We start from the raw sequence: 19,052 nt of genomic DNA, 5'->3' as shown, positions 1-19,052 counted from the left end.
AAAATGTGACCAAGATTAAATCGAGAATTAACACCTTATCAGTTACAGTACTTAGCTTTTGTTTTGCCACTGTATCACCTGTCTTAATGGCGGCGAGTTTGAGCCCCATGAGTTTAGCTTTATTTGCCGATCTTGATCTTGTTGATACCGGCTCGTCCCACAATATCTCCTCGCAGGAGGTGAATTCATATCACTCAGATAGCGTATCTAATCCATTTATCGGTAGCTGGAAGTTGATGTCGGGTCGATATCTGGATGAGAACGACCTATGGGTTAACTATGAAAGCTTAAACCTTCGCGCGATTAAGGTGATCTCCGCTGCTTATTTTAGCTTTACCACGGTCAAAGAAAGTGGCGAACAAGGGGACGATATAAAGGATTTTTGGGCGGCAGGTACAGGGCGTTATGAATTTACCGACTCTCACTATATTGAGTACCCCACGCTTAACTCCTTTGGCGCAGGTAAGGGAGCTTCATTTAGTTTTGCTTACGAGCTTAAAGGCAATGAGTTACACACTAAACGGATTGAAGCGGGAAAGCTTAAAGAAGCTGAAGTGTGGCAAAAGTTAGATTAATACGGCCTTATACTGATTGGTGTTATATGGATAAAATCACACTCTCTTTCTAGTTGCTATACTCAAAGCTGAATTGTTATTAAGCGGATAGCATTATGAAAATAGATGATCTTCAAGCATACGTTGATGCTTGGAATAAGCATGATATAGATGAAATTATGTCTTTTATGTCGACAGACTGTATTTATGAGACTGGTGGTGGGACAGAGGTACATGGCACCCGCTATTCAGGGCATGAAACGGTTAAGTCACGGTTCATGTCAGTGTTGGAAACCATGCCTGATGTCCGTTTTGATAATGCGAAACACTTCGTTAAAGGCAACAGAGGTTGCTCTGAGTGGGTATTTTCAGCCACTAAACCTGATGGCACAAAAATAGCGCTAGAGGGGTGTGATCTTTTTACTTTTCACAAGGGTAAAATAAAAGTGAAAAGCACATTTATGAAGCATCGCCATTAGTTGCTAAGCTCAGTGCTGTATCTGTATTAACAAAACCGGAATAGGGTCTTCGTACCCTATTCCGGTTTTAATTTAGCAGTGCTTAATTACCGTTACCCCATACAAGGTTAAAGTCATATCTAAAACCGATAGTGATGGTTTGATCATCATTTTTCTGATCATAGTTACGCACTAAATATTCTAAATGAAGACGAATATTATCCACAGGGGTCCACTCTAATGTGGTGTTATAACCATCGTAACTTTGGGTTAGCAGTGCATTTTTACCGTCGTCATAATCAAAATAACCGAGTTTAACTTTATAATGTTCAGCGATGGGATAGGCCAGTGCGGTGTCTAACGTACTACCACTCTTACTCAGCCCCGCAATATCATAACTGTAATCGACATCAGCATAGGCTGCAGCTAAGTAAAGGCCGTTGTCGAAGCTGTAGGCAACGGAACCTGCCCATGTATCCTTATCGCCATCGACGTCAGTACCACCAAACACATCGCTTGTGTTTTGATCTAGGTAAGCGATGCCTATGTGCAAGTTATCTTTGTCAAACGCCAGTCCCGAGTTATACAGATGAGTGTCTTTGTCGCCATTCACTTGTGCTGCAGCCATAAAAGTAAACTCATTTAGGTTGAGTTTGTAGGTCGCAAAATTGTTAACAAAAAATGGACCGTTACTGTCGAAGGCAAAAGGGCTAGATGCATGGTTGAAGATGTCGAGGTACTCTTCAACTAAAGTGTACTGCGCAGGTCTTTGCTTACCGAAGGCGACTTGGCCATAAGGGGAGGCAATACCTAGGTATGCTAAGCGTGCATTGCCCAAGTTACCGTTGTTCGCGATATCAACACTCCACTCTCCTTGAGCTATCGCGCTCCAGCCATCGGCAAATTCAGTGCTAGCCTTGATGCCAATTCTAGAGAGTGCATCACCAATATCCCAGTCATCTTTGTCGTTACTTTTCTCAGCGTTATAGACTAAGGTTGGTCTGAAGGAGCCATAGAGGCTGACTTGGCTATTTTCAAATTGTGAAGGGCTAATTGAACTTCCCTCTAACTGTTCAATTCGTTTATTTAATGCATCAACTTGTTGTTCAAGTGTAGGTGTTTCTGCTGCACTAACACTCATGCTTAAAACACATAAACCAAAAGGCAGTGCCGTCATTAGTTTCATCATTATCTTATCCCTATTTATCTTGATTTTATAATTCAGACACACAGCTACTATAATAATACTATTGAGTATAATTAGAATAAGCGTCTTTAATTGGTTTTTGATTAAACGTTAATGTTTATATTTATATTAATAACGAATAAATACTCCGTATTTAAATTTGCCAGTTACTTTTGTTTTTAATTTGGCGTGTAAAAACCAACGCCTAATAAGTTGCCGTCAACTAATTTAAAGAAGGTATGTTTCACCTCTTTTTCATTCGTGATTGGATTTGTCCATACATAACTTATTTCACCTGAATCTTTATGCTTCACCATTTCTAGCATCTTATTCGTCGCCTCTTTACCAATATCATCCAATACCGTATCGATTGATTGACCTATAAATCCACGACTCACACCGTGAGCCAAAAATAACTTAGTCTTAGCATCGATAACAAAGAGATAAAGATCGCCATTCACATATTGGCCATCTAGATTATTAAATTTATAGAGTGCTGACTTTTTATTCTCATTCATTTCTACAGTGGCAAGCCCCAAGAGTTCCTTAGCTTGAAAAGCATTGGCCCTGACTGGGTAGTAACCCACGGCAATGATGGTGTCTCCTACACGTTGAAATAAGGTTCTTTTAGGTGAAGCAGATCTATCGGTTGGATTTTTCCAGTGATATTCCACGGCCCCGCTGCCATCTTTAACGGCTTTTTGGATCATCTCGCGAAAGAAATATTTTCCATACATATCAAAGGTATCTAATACAGTTTCGCCAACCAATACCGAAGATGAACCGCCACTCGCTAAAAATCGACCGTCAATATCGAGTGCGAAAACATATAAGCTACCATCGAAAAACTCCTGTTTCTGGTTGAAATCAGTGACCGCTTCACTGCCATTTTTCTGTATATGCTCAATGGCTTTGGCTAATAGAACCTTGGCTTTCACTTCCTCTTTAGTTTCTATGTGAGTGACCGTCATGTCGCCATCAGCGGCAGTCATGCCTGCTGATACTGAACTGCTTATCACTAAGCTTGCGGCGAGTAAGCTATTTTTTAATTTAGTATTCATAGGACATTCCTAAATGCGTAAAATTAATTAAAAGTTTGTTTTATAAATGGATTCATTAGTACCCCACGAGGGAGGGAAGCCAAAGTGTTAATTGCGGGAAGAAGGCGATAAGCATGACGCCAATGATTGATGCCAACACAAAGGGGTGGATACGGGCGGTGATCTGCTCGACGCTAGAACCGCCTATTCCCGAGGCCACAAAGATGTTTTCACCTAAGGGAGGCGTGGCAAATCCAATGGAGAGAACACACACCACAACGATGCCAACATGGGTGGGATCAGCCCCAAGCATGTACATGATAGGCAGCATTACAGGCACGATGATCATGATGGCTGCCAGCGTTTCCATAAACATGCCAACAAATAGCAAAAAGCCAATCATTAAGATCCAGATCAGGTACATGTTGTCAGTCATGTGAAGTAAGTTTTCAGCAATAATGGCTGGAATTCTTTGTTCCACTAACAGACGACCAAACACCGTGGCAGCAAACAGAATTAATAAGACTCGGCCAGTGATCCAAGTGGTGGTCGATAGTGATTTAAATACATTGCTAATCTTCATCTCTTTATGAATAAAGAAACCGACAAAAAGAGAATATACCACGGCGATAATTGCCGACTCTGTCGGGGTAAATATACCGGAATAGATGCCGCCAAGAATCAACACTGGGGCGAGTAGCGACCAGATCCCACGGCGAAACACCACGGCGATTTCGGCAACAGACCAAGTGTCAGTTAATCCCTTATAGCCTTTGCGTTTGGAGATGACGTAGTTCATCGCAATTAAGGTACCGGCGATAATTAGCCCAGGAATCACCCCTGCAATAAATAGCTTAGGGATAGAGACGCTGGCAAATTGACCATGCAGAGCAACGGCTTCTGCTGGAGGCTTGAGCCCCATGGAGGAGATCCCGAAAATAACTAACGGAATAGAGGGAGGAATGATAATGCCCAATCCGCCTGAGGCCGCAGTGACGGCTGATGCGTAGCTTCTATCGTAGTTACGTTTGACCATCGCGGGGATCATCAGCATGCCAACCGCTGCGGTTGTCGCTGGGCCAGAGCCCGATATAGAACCAAAAAAGACACAAGCGACAATGGTTGCAGCTCCTAAGCCACCGGTAATTGGTCCTGCCAAATGTTCGGCGATGTCCACCAGTCGCCTCGATATCCCAGCCGCCTCCATTAGTGCGCCAGCAAGAACGAAAGCGGGCAGGGCCATTAACGGGAAGTTGCCCACAGAGGTAAAGGCTATCTGAACCAGTGCAATGGGATTCTTATCCAGTATCAAATAGGCGGCCATTGCAGCGCCAGCCAGAGAGACTGTGATAGGCGCGCCCAGAATGAGCATAATCAAGAAACCACCAAACAGAATAAGCGTGAGATACTGTTCCATCGTTATACCTCGCCTTGAGTCGACTGACTGATTTTCTTCAGCTCTTCAGCTTCAGGGTCAAGAATCTCAACCCCTTTAAACAGTTTTAAATACAGATTCCACAGTATTCTTACCGACATGAGTGTGAATGCGATGGGTAAAATAAGATAAAAGTACTTCATTGGAATTCCCGTCGTTTGCGACTTCCAAAATAGGTTCATTTTATTGAAGACAAAGTCATAGCTTAAATAAACAAAAAAGGCGTTGAATCCGACCCATAAAAGATCGGCTACAGTCTCACTCACTGTTTTGACGATGGGAGGAAACCATTTAAAATGAAATGTCACTCGGTTATGTGCAGACATCTTCGCGGCGACAACTGCGCCAAGATAAGCAAACCAAACAAACATATAAGTGGCGACTTCATCTCCCCATGGGATGGAGTATTGAAAAAGTTGGCGTAATACAATTTGTGCAAACAACAACATAACAAAGGCGGCTAATAATAAAGCACATAAATACTCTTCAATATTATTAATGTGTTTTATAAAAAAATGCTTAGCAGACATATTCTTGTCCTCAATAAACAACTCTGATTAAAGCGAACAACACTATTGTTAATATTCGCACTCGCCATTTCGATTATTACTTTGAACGTGTATAAACCTCAGCATTAATAATGCTCATCTTGCTTAGAATTAATTAGTGGTGCGTCCTAATGTGGCTAAAGCTTCATCCAATTTAACTTTGCCACCTATGCTGTCATAAAACTTAGGCCAAACGGTTTTAGTGGCGACATCTATCCACTCTTTTTCACCATTACTTGGGGTTGAAATAACCATGCCTTTGGCCACTAAAGACTTCTTAATCTTGTCTTCTGACTCTAATAAGAAAGCGTAACTGTGTTCAGTCGCTTCTTTACCGGCTTCTAAGATGATGGCTTGCATCGCAGGCTTTTGCGCCTGAAACACTGATTCACTGATAATAAGAGGCTCGATGGAGAAGATGTAACGAATGTTGGTGACATATTTTTGAACTTCATTGAATTTCATCGCATCGATAGTGATGTAAGGGTTGTCTTGTCCATCAACGACGCCTAATTGCAGGCCAGTAAAGGTTTCAGACCAAGCCATTGGTGTTGGATTGACGCCCCATGCTTGATAGGTGGACATCATGATCTCATTGCGTGGAACGCGGATCACCAGACCTTTAAGATCTGACAGAGACTCAATCGGACGTTTAGAGTTTGTGAGCACTCGAAAACCTGAGTATGCCCAGCCAACAATGCGTACTCCAGCATCGTTAATGGTGTTTTGAACCAGTTGCTGACCTATCTTTCCTTGGGTTAAGGTTTTAGCCTCTTCTGGGCTTAAGATAACGTAAGGCATTGTGAGCAAACCGACACTCGGTGAGAAAGGGGTGACGTTGTTAATGGCGAGGACTGAGAAATCCAATATGCCCATGGAGGCATTATTAACAGTATCTTGCTCATTGCCTAACTGGCCATTGGGAAAGAGATCGACAGTGGTTTTTCCGCCAGTCTTCTCACTCAGTAGCGTTTGAAACTTCTGTCCCAACTCCCACTGAGTTCCTCCAGCGGCGTCCCCTAATGCCATCTTGAAGGTGTCGGCCGAAACTAAGGGTACTGCTGCGATCATGCTAACACTGGTGATGAGTGGCACAATAATGCTTTTAACAAATTTCATAGTTCTATCCTGTTATATTGTTATAAGATTCGAATTAAAAATAGTAGGTTTGCATCACCTTAAAGAACTTCATCTTTAAGGTGATACCAGTTGTACAAAAACCTTTGACCCATCCTTCTAAAGGGGGCAAATGCCTCAGATTCAATCGCTTCACGGATATTAGGGAAGGGCAGTTTAGATTGAAATATAGGCAGATCTATCTGAGTCTCCTCTCCGGCAATCCATTGGGCGAGTCGTTTACCTGCTTGAGCTGAATACATGACCCCGTTACCACCGTAGCCCAAGGCGTAGTAGATGGTCTCTTTAGGGTCAGGGCGGCAGATGCGCGGCATCATGTCATGGCTGACATCAACCCATCCCCACCAGGAGTAATCTATTTGTATTCCCTTGAGTGCGGGAAATTTTTTGGCTAAATCGTTTTCTAGAAATTGTTGATATTTTTGCTGAGGCGCATTGTGTCCGCTAATGGCACTTCGGCTGCCAATTTGAACGCGGTTGTCAGGTAAAAGACGGTAGTAATGTCTTAAGACTCGGGTATCTGTGAGCACCTGATGTGTCTTAAAGTTGCAAGCCTCGAGTTCAGCCTTGGTTAACGGTCGGGTGACGATGGAGTTAGATAAAATTGGCAAGAGACGATTCTTGGTACTGGAGTGTAATCCCTGTGAGGTGTAGCCCCCCGTTGCCAAGCCCACAGCACCAGCTCTGACAACCCCACCAGGAGTTCTTAGATAATGCTCGCCATTACGGGTTTCCCAACCGATTACTGGGCTGCCAGGGTGAACTTTCACCCCTAATGCACGGGCTTTTTTCAGATAACCGAAGGCCAGTTTCCCCGCATGAATACCTATACCTTCAGGTTCATGCATGGCACCTGCTGCTTCATTATCACCAACAAACTGGTTCTTGAGCGTCGCCGCATCTAAAATTTGGGCATCGTAATTAAAGGTTTTACGCAGTAATGAGGCCTCTTTCTCCAATGTCGGCATTATCTTGTCGCGATGAGCGATATAGAGGTGCCCGCCAGCTTGTGGCTCACAATCAATATCTTTAATCAGATCCTTAAAGGTTTGCATACCATCAAGACATTCTTGATGCATACGCAGTGCAGTGTCGACGCCCCAGCGTTCAATCCATTGTGAGCGTTTTAAGCGTCCGGATGCACATTGAGCTTGCCCACCATTACGGGTACTGCAACCCCAACTGGTTCGATTGGCCTCTAATACTGTGGCTTTAATGCCGTAATGTTCTGCTAGGTAGATGGCTGCACACAGCCCTGTGTAACCAGAGCCGACAATCACCACATCGGCAGAAGTATCGCCAATAATAGGGCCATCATCTTCAGGTGCCTCTCCAGCAGTGCCAATCCAATAGGTTGGGGCATAATCTTGACCCTGGCCTGGATTGGCATGCACTAAAGGATCATATTGTGGATCATATGGCTTTTGTGCACTCATCCCAGCTTTTAGGGTTAAGCCTGCGGTTTCGAGGTTTATGCTCATGGTCATCCTTAATGCGTTGTGCAGAATAATAGTGCGCGATTAAGCGGACACAGCCAGTGAGGGACGATCTTTACGGAAGGCATTTTTAACCTGAATCTTGCCATTACGTAGGGTGAAAATATCCACCATCCGAGCTTCGATTCGGCTGCCGTCAGCCTTAGTGCCACAAAAAGTAGACTCAGTGACAGCACGGTCACCACAGATAAAATGTTCAGCATCTAACCACTGGGCGTCAGGGAAGTTTTTCCATGCGAGTTGAAATGCCGCTTTTACCTCTTCGAAGCCATAAAAGCTGGTGCCTAAAATCGTTGATCCTGCTGTGGCATGGAACTCACAGTCTTGGGTCATGCAGTTCATCAGCGCATCAATATCATGGTCATTCCATGCTTGAGAAAAGGTGTCTAGAAAACTCATGGTTGTTTGATTATTCATTTAAATGGATCCCTGATTAGTTATATTTATTTACTGCTCACATCATAATTTTTTAATCGTCATTCCAAATAATGAAATGTTTTGTATCGCGTTTACTGCTTTTTATCAATCTAAGCTGTGTTTGCGCAGTGTAAACGTCTGAAAAACTCCTCGCTGACAACTTTTTCATCCTGTGCAGTCTTTTGCTTTTGTCGATAAAACTGCGTTTGTATTCATTATCATTAACTCGATATGATCTGGCCTAAATAGATAATGGCGAGCATATAGAGTGCAATGAATACCGTGTTGCTCAACAGGAGTAAAATGGGTTTCCAGCCCAATCCGATGAGTTTCTCAAAGGAGGTTTTCACCCCAAGTGCCGCGATTGATATCACTAAGCACCAAGTAGATATTGTTGAGAACAGTGTGCTCACCTCTTTAGATATCCAGCCAAATTGATTGAGTACAATCAGGCCGATAAACACCAACAGAAATAGCGGCACTAGAGGTTGTCTTTTCCCCTCTTTGCCATTGAATTTCTCTCGTTCAGATCTGAGGGCAAAGACAAGTATCATGATCACTGGCATTAACATGGCGACTCTAAACATCTTGGCTAACGTCGCTGCGTCACCGACCTCAGGAGATAACATGTATCCAGCACCAACAACCTGAGCGACATCGTGTATCGAGCCACCTAAAAACAACCCTGCTTCTGCGGTCGTTAGACCCAAAGAGCTCACGATAAGCGGGTACATCACCATGGCAACGGTTGAGAAGGTGGCAATGCCAATGGCAGTCAATAAGGTGTAATGTTCATTTTCTTCGTTTTGTGGCAAGGTCGATGAGATTGCCATCGCGGCAGATATGCCACAAATTCCCGTCGCGCCGCCAGCAAGCAGGCCTAACATGTAAGGTAGCTTTAATAGTCGTGCTAGCAATAAGCTAAAACCTATGGTCAAGGCGACGCCCGCTGCGAGTGCGATAATCCCTAAAGCGCCCAGATCGCTGATGTCACTTACGGCGATGCGAACGCCGAGTAAGGCAACACCCACACGCACTAATTTTTTTGCACAGGTCTCAATGCCTAAAATGCATCTTGGGTTATCCACCAAGAAGTGAAATGAGATCCCAAGCAACAATGCATAGAGAAATTTAGGCCCGCCATAGTGCTCCGAGATAAATGAAGCGGCGGCGGCAATCACCCCACATAACATGAATCCGGGTAAAATCGTTTGCACGTTGCTGAAGCTATTCAGCGGTTTTGTTAATTGTTCTGTGCTCATGATCTGATGGTCCTAGTTGAAAAAAGTACCTGACTCAAAGACGAGCCAGGCTTACTTCGACAAGCGTTAGACGTAATCTTTATACTTTTCTAAATGGCGTACTGGGGTTGAAAGCGCATCACGGCGGAATGGATCGCCCAGCTCACGAGTACACATGATTTCGATGATGGTGGTTTTACCTTCATTCATCTGCATATCGATGGCTTTCTTAAGCGCAGGGCCGACATCTTCAAGACGGTCGACAGTGATACCTTCAGCGCCCATAGCGCGCGCTATTTCGGCAAAGCTTTGGTTGTCTAGCTCACCAGCAACAAAGCGGCGGTCATAGAAATCAACCTGGTTCTTCTTCTCAGCACCCCATTGGCGGTTATGGAAGACCACTGCCGTAACAGGAATGTCATGACGTACACAGGTCATGGTTTCCATTAAGCTCATGCCCCACGCTCCGTCACCTGCATAGGAAACCGCTGGACGTTCAGGTGCAGCCACTTTAGCGCCTATGATGGTCGGGAAAGCGTAACCACAATTACCAAAGCTCATGGCAGCAAAGAAGCTTCGTGGCTTTTCAAAACGCAGATAACTGTTGGCGATGGAGTTGATATTACCGATGTCGGTAGAAACCATGACATCTTCAGGCATGGCTTTTTCAAGCTCACGAAGTACCTGACGTGGATGCAGGTATTCACCACCTGAGAAAGGGGTTTCCTCGGCATTTTCTTTGATCATGTCTAAGCTGAATGCATCGGTTTCATGGGTCCATTCATCTAGCTCTTTTTCCCAAGACATCTTCTCGGCGCAGATTTTATCTTTACGCTCTGCAATCGTGGCGTCACAATCTAAGGTTCGTCCTGCAAGACGCTCAGTGAGGGCGATGGCAGCGGCTTTAGCATCGCCACAAATACCAACAGAAATTTTCTTCACTAGACCTAGCATCTTGTTGTCTGCATCGATCTGAATAATCTTGGCCTCTTTTGGCCAGTAATCCATGCCGTGTTGCGGCAAGGTTCCAAATGGGCCTAAGCGTGAACCGAGTGCTATGACGACATCGGCTTGTGCGATTAACTTCATGGCCGCTTTTGAACCTTGATAGCCTAGTGGGCCACACCAAAGTTCGTGACTTGCTGGAAAAGAGTCATTGTGCAGGTAACTGTTTACGACTGGGGCACCTAAGCGTTCAGCTAATGCTTTACACTCTTCGACGGCATCTCCCATGACCACGCCACCACCGGAAATGATCACCGGAAATTTAGCTGTTGCCAATAAGTCAGCAGCTTCATTTAAGCTTTGTTCGCCACCCGCACCTCGATCAAGACGTGAAGGCTTAGGGATGTCATAGGTGCTCTCACCGTAGAAATAATCACGAGGGATATTAAGCTGGGTTGGCCCCATTTCGCTTAATGCACGGTCAAAACAGCGGCCGGTGTATTCAGCCATGCGATGAGGATGCGTGACGTGACCTTGATACTTTGTGAATTCTTGAAACATGGGTAACTGGTTACATTCCTGAAACCCACCTAACCCTTGAGTCATGGTGCCTGTTTCAGGAGTGATAATGACAACCGGGCTATGTGCCCAATAAGCGGCTGCAATGGCGGTGACACAGTTGCTGATCCCAGGTCCATTTTGACCTATTACCACACCATGAGTACCAGATACACGAGAGAACCCATCAGCCATATGGCCAGCGCCTTGCTCGTGAACCACTGGAATTAGACGGATACCTGCTGGAGCGAATATATCCATGGCATCCATAAATGCAGATCCCATAATGCCGAATATATTTGTCACGTCATTGGCAACCATAGTCTCTACGAAGGCCTCTGATGGTGTCATCTTAGTCGGACCTTCAACCACTGCTCGGTCATTTTGTTTGCGCATAACGAGTAATTCCTTGAATGAATACTTATCAAATAAATTGTTTTATGGAATGAAAGGTTCCACTAATTGATCGTCATCTACACTATTGGCTATAAAACATCCTGTCAAACACTAATTATAAAAAATGGTACTTTTTGTTCTGATTTTTGTATTTACATGTTAATTTCATGGAAAGCAAAGGGAGGTTGAACTTGGTTTCTCAAGCTGGATTTTCTAAATAAATGGATTGGAATTGTTTTTAAAACAAAATGTTGAGTGGACTAAATATGACTAATGAACGGGTAAACGAGCATCTTGAATCTACGGCTAAGGTCGAAGTGAACGTACGTGAGGTGTTTAATATCGATTCAGACTTAATCGTCACAGGTTTTCGGGAACCCGGTGTTTATGTGCCTGAGATCGATAAGGGGTATCACTTCAACAAAGAGGTGACACTGGCCATATTGGCAGGATTTGAACATAACCGGCGTGTGATGCTTCAAGGGATGCACGGCACGGGTAAATCGACTCACATAGAGCAAGTTGCAGCTAGGCTGAACTGGCCCTGTTTACGGGTAAATCTAGATGGGAACATTAGTCGATTAGATCTGGTGGGTAAGGACACTATCGTCATCAAAGAGGGCAAGCAGGTGACGGAGTTTCAAGAGGGCATTTTACCTTGGTCTATTCAGCGTCCTATTGCGCTTATTTTTGATGAATATGATGCAGGGCGACCGGATGTGATGTTTGTGATCCAACGTATTTTGGAGCGAGGTGGAAAACTGACCTTACTTGATAAGAATAGAGTGATCTCTCCCCATGTTGATTTTCGCTTATTTGCCACGGCGAATACCATAGGTCAGGGGGATTTTTCCGGCATGTATCGGGGCGTTCAAGTGCTGAACCATGCTCAGATTGATCGCTGGAATATTTTGGCATCACTCAACTACCTTCCTCAAGAAGAGGAGGTCAGCATGGTGTTAGATCAAGTGGCTAATTTAACTCGTGAATATCGAAGTAAAGTGGATGCAATGGTGTCAGTAGCCAGCTTGACGCGAAAAGGCTTTGTTGCGGGAGAACTCTCGACCTTAATGTCACCTCGAACGGTGATCACTTGGGCTGAAAATACCTTGATATTCGATGATCTTAGTCTCGCTTTTAAGCTTTCATTTTTAAATAAATGTGACGAGCAGGAGAGAGAGCTGGTTGCCGAATATTTTCAGCGCTGTTTCGGACAAGAACTGATGTTAACTGAGTAGGCAATATCATGAAGCTGATGGATAGATTTAACACGGCAGATAAAAGTGTTGATGCGGTAGCGACCTCGCTAGTAAACACTTTTAACAGTCAACTTGTTGATCAAGCGAGTGCGTCACAGCGCTTTATTTATCGTGATTTCACCCTGTATCGAAACACATACGTGATGCCGTTTTATGCGCCTCATCTGCAAGCTTATTGCCAACATTCGGATCAAGAAAAGGAGCAAGTGGAGTTGGCATACTCTGCAACAAACTCCAATCATAGAGGGCGCATTGATGCCTTGTCATTGCGGCTTCTCTATTCTGATCTTGAGTTGCATCAAAGCCGAAAACCAGACTCTCAAATAGCGGCATTGGTGTTTGAGATGCTAGAGCAGTTAAGGGTCGAAAGCCTGCTGCCACAGCAGTGGCCGGGGATGAAAATGAATATTGATGGCTTATTTACTCATTGGTCTCGGACTTTTTATCACTCAGGGTTAACCGATACTGCCGTTGGGGTTTTACTCTACACCTTAGCTCAGGTGACGCGGGCAAGATTGATGGCAGCAGCAGTGTTACCCGAAACAGAAAGCCTAATCGAGCACACGCGAGCGGGTCTGGCCCCTGTTATCGGTGTTCAGTTATCAGGTCTGCGTCGCCACAGGCTAGCGCAAAATCGGTATGGGGATTATGCGCTGGAACTTGCCGTCATTATCGAGGGGATGATAGCAGCTGAAGAGAGTGTATTACCTTCCGAAGAACAAGCGGCGAATAGGTATGAAGTCACTAATGGCTTTACCATACTGCTCGATGTGGCAAGTGCTGATGTGGGAGGGGTGGCAAAGGCGGATAGCCAGCTTAGTGCTGGGCTTGTTGAGGCGAAACAGACCTATAAAGTCTTCACTACACAGTTTGATAAGGTTATTTTTCCTGCAAATTTGGTTCGCGCTGAGCTGTTACAAGAATATCGACATCATTTAGATAAACTTGTGTCGCAGCAAAGGATTAATCTAAGTCGGCTAGCACGTCAGTTCTCGATAAAGTTGAGTCGTCCTGAAGTGAATGGTTGGCAATCATCCAAAGATGAAGGTTATATCGATGGAGGACGTTTGCCTCTATTAATCAGTTCTCCGAGTGAAACGGATCTATTCTATCAACCTCATCTCACACCTGTTATTGATTGTCATGTCAGTTTATTAGTCGATTGTTCAGGTTCCATGAAGACCCATGTCAATCAGATCGCAACCATGCTGGATATTCTAGTGCGCGCATTAGATATGGCTGGTGCCGCAACCGAAGTTCTGGGGTTTACGACAGGGGCTTGGAATGGTGGATTGGCGCTTAAACAGTGGCGCAGGCAGGCTTGCCCACCCAATCCCGGTCGCTTGAATCCGGTGTCGCATTTGATATTTAAACATTGTGATCAAAGCTGGCGACGCGCAAGGCTCGGTTTAGCGTCCATGCTAAAACTGGATCTCTTTCGTGAAGGAATAGATGGCGAAGCGGTGCAATGGGCAAGTCAGCGGCTCTTGGCTCAAGAAGCGAGTCGAAAAATCTTGGTGGTTATCTCCGATGGTAGCCCTATGGATACAGCAACCAATCAGGCCAATACTCCTTGTTATCTTGATAATCACCTCAAGGATGTCGTATCGGCTCAACAAAGGTTGGGAGTTGAGGTGATAGGTTTGGGGGGGGGGATTGATCTCAGCGCATATTATCCAAACAACCTGGCAATCGATCTTGAGCAAGAACTTGATGTTGCTTTGTTTAATAGGCTGATAGAGGCGATTGCTAAAACTAAGCGATGACAGTGATTGAGCTCGTTATAGCAAATCGAATACTGCTGTGATTGATAGATACCCTCCAAGTAACATTAAAAGCGCAAATACTAGATAGCGCATCGCATCGGGGCTTAAAGGTGGCGGATAACGTCGGGCCAGTAAGGTGGTTGCTGAGACTAAAGGCAGAGCCAATGCGGATAGCATTAATATCTCTGAAGTAAGCAGGCCTTGGTAAGCGAGGAAACCGCTGCGGGTGGCAGAAGTGCAGGCGAACAACAGCAGTAGCATGTTGCGAATTGTCATCATTGGAAAGGGTTGGCGATAGAAATGAAACACCAGTGGCGGGCCAGCCATACCAAATAAACCACCGGTAAAACCAGAGGCAAGACCACTGATAAAGAAGCTGACATCATTGCTGCGCGTTTTTAGTTCGCTATTTTTTGCGCCGAGAATAGAACTTATGCCACTGATGATGATCATTAGCCCTAGCAGTAGCTGTAAAACATGAGTCGCGAAATCACTTAAGTAAGCGAGTATGACCACCCCGATAATAACCCCTGGTATCACGGCGATCCCTGTCACGTAGACTGCGCGCCAATCGAGTTGCTTAATACTGCCAGGCAGAGAAAAGGCGCAATTGACTAATGTTATCAAGCTGACTACGGCGGCGATAAAACTAAGGTCGGCAAGTCCTAATGCCGTTGCTGCGCCAGTGACAATGATCCCGAGGCCAAAACCTGTAGAGGTTTGAAAATAGGTGCCAATTACGATGATCAGTAACAGCAAAATGAGGGTGCTTGTCATAGTGCGCTCCGCGATTTATCGCTCAGGGATAGGAGTGAGCTGACTGTTCTGCTCTAGGCTTGTATTGTCCAATGCTTGAGATTGAACCACTGTCACTGCGATGACTAGAAAGATGTCGTTGGCATTGCAACCTCGAGAGAGATCATTGGCAGGTTTTGCTAACCCCTGAAGTAAAGGGCCAATAGCCGTGGCCTGAGCCATTCTCTCTGCCAATTTATAGCCGATATTTCCAGCCTCTAAGTTAGGGAAAATAAGCACATTGGATTGGCCTTTTACTTTAGAGTTAGGTCCTTTTTTCTCAGCAATATCGGCGACAATCGCCGCATCGAGTTGAACATCTGCATCGATGGCTAAGTCAGGCATTGCGGCTTTGATTAAATTTGAGGCATCAACCACCTTGTCGACAGACGAGTGTTTAGCACTGCCATTGGTTGAGAATGAAAGCATGGCCACTTTGGGCTCTTCACCGAGCAGGGCTTGCGCATTATGGGCTGCAGCAATGGCGATGCCAGCCAACTCCTCTGCGCTTGGGTCGATCACCAAACCACAATCTGAAAAGATCATGCCACCTTTGAGTTGATGAAATGGCTGGCACATGATCATCAGGAAAAAGCTCGAAACCAGCTTAGCTTCAGGGCTGACACCAATCACGTGAATCGCACTGCGAACCACATCGGCGGTGTTGTTGACGGCACCGGCAACAGAACCATGGGCATAGCCGAGATCTACCAGCAGATTAGCGAAGCAAAGGGGCTTGTTAACTTCCAGTATTGCCGCTTCTAAGCTCATGCCTTTGTGTTTTCTTTTTTCCAATAATGCCTGGCTAAATTCATCTATAAGCGAAGAGTACTCTGGGTCGATGATAGCGATCCCATCGAGTACGTTCGTGGTGTTATCATCATTGATAAGCTCAATAATTTTAGCGAGTTGACCCACTAGGATAATGTTAGCGATCCCTTCCTGACTGGCGCGTAAGGCGGCTTGAACAATGCGCAGATCATCACTCTCGCATAGGACGATGGTGCGTGGAGATTGACGTGCTTGCTCTATTATTCGGCTGATCACTTTCATATTCATTTTCTTCTTGTGGTTGCGGTGAGATGACAATCCTTGCTTTGAACGTATTTTTAAAATAGGCATTTAGTGTTTTTGCATAAGATATCAAATACAATAGATGCTTTGAAATAAACGAGACGTAAAGTTCCAATAATTGTAATTTATTTGTGATAATATGCGTTATATGTCATTAACGTCAATGAATTCTCAAAAAAAATCGTTATAATCTAAGGCTCTCATCTGTGACAAATAATAATGGGGATATATGAAAGACTCTCAAAGTGATCAACCTAACGCTGTTCGAGTCAATGGCGATACGCCGACGCTGCGTCTTTTTTCATTGCTTGAAGTTATTGCGCAAAGAGATGAGTTTTTTTCGTTACAGGGGTTAGTCGAAGAGACTGGCTTGCCTAAACCCACTGTACATAGAATGCTGCAACAACTTGAAGCTGCTGGCATTATTCAACGTGATGGTGATGAGCGACATTACAGCACTGGTGGTAGACTTCGTCGATTGGCAGAGCAGTTGCTACTGAATAACACCACCCACAGTGCGAGACGAGCCGTCTTACGTCAGCTGGTGGACGATGTGGGTGAGAGTTGTAATATCACCGCTTTGTCTGGTGGCGAAATTGTTTACCTCGACAGGATTGAAACCGCGGCTCCATTGAGGTTTTATCTACACTCTGGCTCCAGAGTACCTGTTCATTGCTCAGCGAGCGGCAAATTGTTTTTGTCTGAGATGAGTCCCTCTCAGCGAAAAAGATTATTGGCACACGCAACATTGACTCAATATACAGAGAAAACCATTGTCGATATCAATGCGTTGGAAACTGAGATTGATAATGTAAAACATGCGGGTTACGCCATCGACAATGAAGAATTTTTACCTGGGTTATTATGTGTTGCTGTACTGGTTCCGACACCTTCGGGCCGTTCTAATTTAGGCCTCGCAATACAAGCACCCATTATGCGTTTAAAGCCTGAAAGTGCGCTGCACTTTTTGCCTGCACTGCAACGTGCAGCTAGAGCGCTAGCTGCCATAGAAGCTGAGAGTTGGCCCGCTTCATAAAGGCTGGACGGTTTAGAATGAGATTGAAAACGCCTTCTGATGAAGGCGTTTTTGTATGAAGTGTTTAGGATTTACTCTAATTATCACAACTTAGGCCGTAAGCGCTCTGGCAGTTCAAACTCTTTAATCTCGCCTGTTATCGGACAAGGGAATTTAAGGTAACAGGAGGTGAGCTGCAGATTAATTTCATCTTCTGTTGCAATGCCATGTTGGCGGTCGCCGACAACCGGGAAGCCGATAGAAGCCATATGAATGCGGATTTGGTGTTTACGACCCGACTCGATGTTAACTTGCACCAATGAGCGGTTTTGCTTGGCGTCATAGCTAATCAACGTTGCATGCGAGCACGCTGACTTTCCATCGACATCTGTTGCGATAGTCACTGATTGATTAGACTCGTTATCAGTAGCTAGAGTTGCAAAGTTGCCTTCTACAATCACTTGATAATATTTATCTAATGCTCTGACTTCGAATAGTTTCGCTAATGCTGCTGTCATTCCTTTACTGTGCCCGATCAGCACAAGTCCTGTTGCAGCTCTGTCTAAACGGTGAATGATAAAAGCGGGCCTGTCCGGAGTAAGGCGGGTTTCTGCATAGCGATTGATGGTGGTGTGATCACCCCACTTAGAGCCCTGACATAGCATGCCATAAGGTTTGTACCACAAACTGTATTGATCCAAGTCGGCGATCAACTCCGCGTCATCGACTTGATGTTCAAGCACCTCTTGGTTGTAATAGAGGTGTAATTCATCGCCGATTTTAAGTGATTTTTTGCCGCGTCGAAGACGTGATGTATTCTGCCCACGAGTGTGCCAAACAGCCCCTTTTGTCATGGCCTGCTTGATCAGTTGTTTAGATAACTGACTTTCATTAGACAGTATCGAAGCGGCATTGTCCTCACTTGAGGTAATCGTGACATGACATTCTATTTTATGGGGTGGAAGTGTTTGGCTCATAGACAAATAAAAGTGTTCTGGCGACATTATTGAGAAGCGCAAGTTTACACTATTTCTTGCTAGATTTTTACTAGAAGAGACTCAAAATAAGACTTTACGTTAAACGTGTGGTAATAAAGTCATTCAGGTGACTTAGTAGACAATAAACAGTCATCAGAAATGTTCTCAGATTGCTAACTAATAAGGTGTTAAGGCTCTTGAATGGAACCATCCGAACTTGGCGATAAAATAGCTCAGTGGTGGCATGACCAACACCATGAGTCTTCCTATGGGGTGCAGTAATCATCCAGAACATCATTTTATACAGCAAGATATTTGTTCATGGGAAACAGAAGAACGGTTTGATTTTATTCTCGCTTGGGATAGTCTTTTTCACTTACCGCTGGCTATGCAACAGCCTGTCATCACTAAGTTGTGCAGACTGTTAGCGAAAGGTGGAGTATTGATATACACCTTTGGTAATGCTCAGGGTGAACATACAGATCAATGGCACAATAACACCTTCTATTACAGCTCTATTGGTATTAATGAAAATATACAATTACTTATAAGTAGTGGTTTGTCTATCCTGCATCTAGAGTTGGATCAGTACCCAGAAAGACATGTTTATACTATCGCTACCAAGCTCTGAGTTTAAGCCCTGAGTTTAAGGGAGCGATTATTCTGTTATTTGATGGAGGCATTTATTAGTGTTTGAAAGTATTGCGGTCTATTCAGGACTCATTGCGACAGTCTGGATTTTTGTTGGTGTCTAT

The 19,052-nt window shown here is 44.6% G+C and carries 18 protein-coding genes; 6 read left to right on the top strand and 12 right to left on the bottom strand.

Features of this window, described 5'->3' with window-relative positions:
- Window positions 1-5 precede the first annotated feature (5 nt).
- Both FN961_RS10200 and FN961_RS10195 read left to right on the top strand, forming a co-directional pair.
- Window positions 6-575: a hypothetical protein gene (locus FN961_RS10200; RefSeq protein ID WP_229814657.1), complete on the top strand. Its 570-nt coding sequence runs from the start codon at window positions 6-8 to the stop codon at window positions 573-575.
- Window positions 576-670: 95 nt separating this feature from the next.
- The gene (locus tag FN961_RS10195; RefSeq protein WP_144040076.1) at window positions 671-1,033 is read left to right on the top strand and encodes a nuclear transport factor 2 family protein; all 363 of its coding nucleotides are present in this window, start codon (window positions 671-673) and stop codon (window positions 1,031-1,033) included.
- Window positions 1,034-1,115: 82 nt separating this feature from the next.
- Here the strand turns inward: FN961_RS10195 and FN961_RS10190 are convergent, their stop codons facing one another.
- The 9 genes from FN961_RS10190 to xsc all read right to left on the bottom strand — a co-directional run bounded on the left by FN961_RS10190 (window position 1,116) and on the right by xsc (window position 11,411).
- Window positions 1,116-2,201, bottom strand: coding sequence for a porin (locus tag FN961_RS10190; RefSeq protein WP_342353807.1), 1,086 nt, complete (start codon window positions 2,199-2,201; stop codon window positions 1,116-1,118).
- 176 nt (window positions 2,202-2,377) lie between these two features.
- Window positions 2,378-3,259, bottom strand: a complete 882-nt coding sequence (locus tag FN961_RS10185; RefSeq protein WP_144040075.1) for a cache domain-containing protein — start codon at window positions 3,257-3,259, stop codon at window positions 2,378-2,380.
- Between the two features lie 55 nt (window positions 3,260-3,314).
- A complete protein-coding gene (locus FN961_RS10180; RefSeq protein ID WP_144040074.1) occupies window positions 3,315-4,655 on the bottom strand; it encodes a TRAP transporter large permease in 1,341 nt (446 codons plus the stop codon).
- Window positions 4,656-4,657: 2 nt separating this feature from the next.
- The gene (locus FN961_RS10175) at window positions 4,658-5,203 is read right to left on the bottom strand and encodes a TRAP transporter small permease (RefSeq protein WP_144040073.1); all 546 of its coding nucleotides are present in this window, start codon (window positions 5,201-5,203) and stop codon (window positions 4,658-4,660) included.
- Between the two features lie 129 nt (window positions 5,204-5,332).
- Complete coding sequence (locus FN961_RS10170) at window positions 5,333-6,340, bottom strand: TRAP transporter substrate-binding protein (RefSeq protein WP_144040072.1); 1,008 nt, start codon at window positions 6,338-6,340, stop codon at window positions 5,333-5,335.
- A 59-nt stretch (window positions 6,341-6,399) separates the two neighbouring features.
- Complete coding sequence (locus FN961_RS10165) at window positions 6,400-7,839, bottom strand: NAD(P)/FAD-dependent oxidoreductase (RefSeq protein ID WP_144040071.1); 1,440 nt, start codon at window positions 7,837-7,839, stop codon at window positions 6,400-6,402.
- A 39-nt stretch (window positions 7,840-7,878) separates the two neighbouring features.
- Window positions 7,879-8,271 (bottom strand): nuclear transport factor 2 family protein, encoded by a 393-nt coding sequence (locus tag FN961_RS10160; RefSeq protein ID WP_144040070.1) that lies wholly within the window; start codon window positions 8,269-8,271, stop codon window positions 7,879-7,881.
- Between the two features lie 221 nt (window positions 8,272-8,492).
- Window positions 8,493-9,533 carry a YeiH family protein gene (locus tag FN961_RS10155; RefSeq protein WP_144040069.1) on the bottom strand — a complete coding sequence of 347 codons (1,041 nt, stop codon included), beginning with the start codon at window positions 9,531-9,533 and terminating at the stop codon, window positions 8,493-8,495.
- Window positions 9,534-9,599: 66 nt separating this feature from the next.
- Complete coding sequence (xsc, locus tag FN961_RS10150) at window positions 9,600-11,411, bottom strand: sulfoacetaldehyde acetyltransferase (protein WP_185972769.1); 1,812 nt, start codon at window positions 11,409-11,411, stop codon at window positions 9,600-9,602.
- 266 nt (window positions 11,412-11,677) lie between these two features.
- On the opposite strand from xsc, the gene FN961_RS10145 reads away from it, so the two are divergent.
- Together FN961_RS10145 and FN961_RS10140 are read left to right on the top strand one after the other, a co-directional pair.
- Window positions 11,678-12,649 (top strand): AAA family ATPase, encoded by a 972-nt coding sequence (locus FN961_RS10145; RefSeq protein ID WP_144040068.1) that lies wholly within the window; start codon window positions 11,678-11,680, stop codon window positions 12,647-12,649.
- Window positions 12,650-12,657: 8 nt separating this feature from the next.
- A complete protein-coding gene (locus FN961_RS10140) occupies window positions 12,658-14,436 on the top strand; it encodes a cobaltochelatase CobT-related protein (protein WP_144040067.1) in 1,779 nt (592 codons plus the stop codon).
- Window positions 14,437-14,451: 15 nt separating this feature from the next.
- Here FN961_RS10140 and FN961_RS10135 read toward each other — a convergent pair whose 3' ends face one another.
- A complete protein-coding gene (locus FN961_RS10135; protein ID WP_144040066.1) occupies window positions 14,452-15,213 on the bottom strand; it encodes a sulfite exporter TauE/SafE family protein in 762 nt (253 codons plus the stop codon).
- A 15-nt stretch (window positions 15,214-15,228) separates the two neighbouring features.
- Window positions 15,229-16,284 carry a phosphate acetyltransferase gene (gene pta / locus FN961_RS10130; RefSeq protein ID WP_144040065.1) on the bottom strand — a complete coding sequence of 352 codons (1,056 nt, stop codon included), beginning with the start codon at window positions 16,282-16,284 and terminating at the stop codon, window positions 15,229-15,231.
- A 250-nt stretch (window positions 16,285-16,534) separates the two neighbouring features.
- Between pta and FN961_RS10125 the strand changes: the two genes are divergently transcribed.
- The gene (locus tag FN961_RS10125; protein WP_144040064.1) at window positions 16,535-17,341 is read left to right on the top strand and encodes an IclR family transcriptional regulator; all 807 of its coding nucleotides are present in this window, start codon (window positions 16,535-16,537) and stop codon (window positions 17,339-17,341) included.
- An 83-nt stretch (window positions 17,342-17,424) separates the two neighbouring features.
- On the opposite strand, the gene FN961_RS10120 is transcribed toward FN961_RS10125, so the two are convergent.
- Window positions 17,425-18,297: an RluA family pseudouridine synthase gene (locus FN961_RS10120; protein ID WP_144040063.1), complete on the bottom strand. Its 873-nt coding sequence runs from the start codon at window positions 18,295-18,297 to the stop codon at window positions 17,425-17,427.
- A 244-nt stretch (window positions 18,298-18,541) separates the two neighbouring features.
- Here FN961_RS10120 and FN961_RS10115 point away from each other — a divergent pair, with 244 nt between their 5' ends.
- Window positions 18,542-18,928, top strand: coding sequence for a class I SAM-dependent methyltransferase (locus FN961_RS10115; RefSeq protein ID WP_221936113.1), 387 nt, complete (start codon window positions 18,542-18,544; stop codon window positions 18,926-18,928).
- Window positions 18,929-19,052 lie beyond the last annotated feature (124 nt).

It is taken from the genome of Shewanella hanedai, from assembly GCF_007197645.1.
GTDB classification, from domain to species: domain Bacteria; phylum Pseudomonadota; class Gammaproteobacteria; order Enterobacterales; family Shewanellaceae; genus Shewanella; species Shewanella hanedai.
This window is presented reverse-complemented; position numbering and strand designations above follow the sequence as displayed.

Coding starts and splice junctions, on each gene's coding strand:
- FN961_RS10160 (WP_144040070.1), bottom strand. CDS start 8,271: ATGAATAATCAAACAACCATGAGTTTTCTAGACACCTTTTCTCAAGCA.
- xsc (WP_185972769.1), bottom strand. CDS start 11,411: ATGCGCAAACAAAATGACCGAGCAGTGGTTGAAGGTCCGACTAAGATG.
- FN961_RS10145 (WP_144040068.1), top strand. CDS start 11,678: ATGACTAATGAACGGGTAAACGAGCATCTTGAATCTACGGCTAAGGTC.
- FN961_RS10155 (WP_144040069.1), bottom strand. CDS start 9,533: ATGAGCACAGAACAATTAACAAAACCGCTGAATAGCTTCAGCAACGTG.
- FN961_RS10165 (WP_144040071.1), bottom strand. CDS start 7,839: ATGAGCATAAACCTCGAAACCGCAGGCTTAACCCTAAAAGCTGGGATG.
- FN961_RS10175 (WP_144040073.1), bottom strand. CDS start 5,203: ATGTCTGCTAAGCATTTTTTTATAAAACACATTAATAATATTGAAGAG.
- FN961_RS10190 (WP_342353807.1), bottom strand. CDS start 2,201: ATGATGAAACTAATGACGGCACTGCCTTTTGGTTTATGTGTTTTAAGC.
- FN961_RS10195 (WP_144040076.1), top strand. CDS start 671: ATGAAAATAGATGATCTTCAAGCATACGTTGATGCTTGGAATAAGCAT.
- FN961_RS10170 (WP_144040072.1), bottom strand. CDS start 6,340: ATGAAATTTGTTAAAAGCATTATTGTGCCACTCATCACCAGTGTTAGC.
- FN961_RS10125 (WP_144040064.1), top strand. CDS start 16,535: ATGAAAGACTCTCAAAGTGATCAACCTAACGCTGTTCGAGTCAATGGC.
- FN961_RS10140 (WP_144040067.1), top strand. CDS start 12,658: ATGAAGCTGATGGATAGATTTAACACGGCAGATAAAAGTGTTGATGCG.
- pta (WP_144040065.1), bottom strand. CDS start 16,284: ATGAAAGTGATCAGCCGAATAATAGAGCAAGCACGTCAATCTCCACGC.
- FN961_RS10135 (WP_144040066.1), bottom strand. CDS start 15,213: ATGACAAGCACCCTCATTTTGCTGTTACTGATCATCGTAATTGGCACC.
- FN961_RS10185 (WP_144040075.1), bottom strand. CDS start 3,259: ATGAATACTAAATTAAAAAATAGCTTACTCGCCGCAAGCTTAGTGATA.
- FN961_RS10180 (WP_144040074.1), bottom strand. CDS start 4,655: ATGGAACAGTATCTCACGCTTATTCTGTTTGGTGGTTTCTTGATTATG.
- FN961_RS10120 (WP_144040063.1), bottom strand. CDS start 18,297: ATGAGCCAAACACTTCCACCCCATAAAATAGAATGTCATGTCACGATT.
- FN961_RS10115 (WP_221936113.1), top strand. CDS start 18,542: ATGACCAACACCATGAGTCTTCCTATGGGGTGCAGTAATCATCCAGAA.